The organism is Pseudomonas sp. GM_Psu_1, from assembly GCF_026544185.1.
GTDB classification, from domain to species: Bacteria; Pseudomonadota; Gammaproteobacteria; order Pseudomonadales; family Pseudomonadaceae; genus Chryseomonas; species Chryseomonas oryzihabitans.
In genome coordinates this window covers 1-324 of the sequence record NZ_JALNUX010000040.1, presented here as the reverse complement: position 1 = coordinate 324, position 324 = coordinate 1, and the positions used below count along the sequence as shown (strand labels likewise).

Below are 324 nucleotides of genomic sequence, written 5' to 3'. Positions count from 1 at the left end.
CGCATCGGCGAAGCGGTCGATATCGCCGAGCTCCGCCAGGATCAGGGCGGCGGTCTTGTCAGCGATGCCGTCGATACTCACCAGCAGGTCGCGCTTACCACGCAAGTCCGGATCGTCGTCGATATGGCGTTTGATCTGTTCGAGCGTCCAGGCGATCTGCTCATCGAGCCGTTGCAAGACTGCCCGGATCGAGTCCTGGACTTTTTCCGGACTGATCTCGAGTCGATTGAGCTCCATCTGCCGTAGCGATTGGAGATCCTCCAGGCGCCGGGTCAGCGCGCGAAGCGTGCGGATGGACACAGGTTCCGGGTGCCAGGCTCGCAG

General features: G+C 62.3%; 1 pseudogene. It reads right to left on the bottom strand.

The features are described from left to right. Positions 1 to 300: pseudogene (locus OXS31_RS23355) on the bottom strand (IS110 family transposase); the annotation flags it as partial. Positions 301 to 324 lie beyond the last annotated feature (24 nt).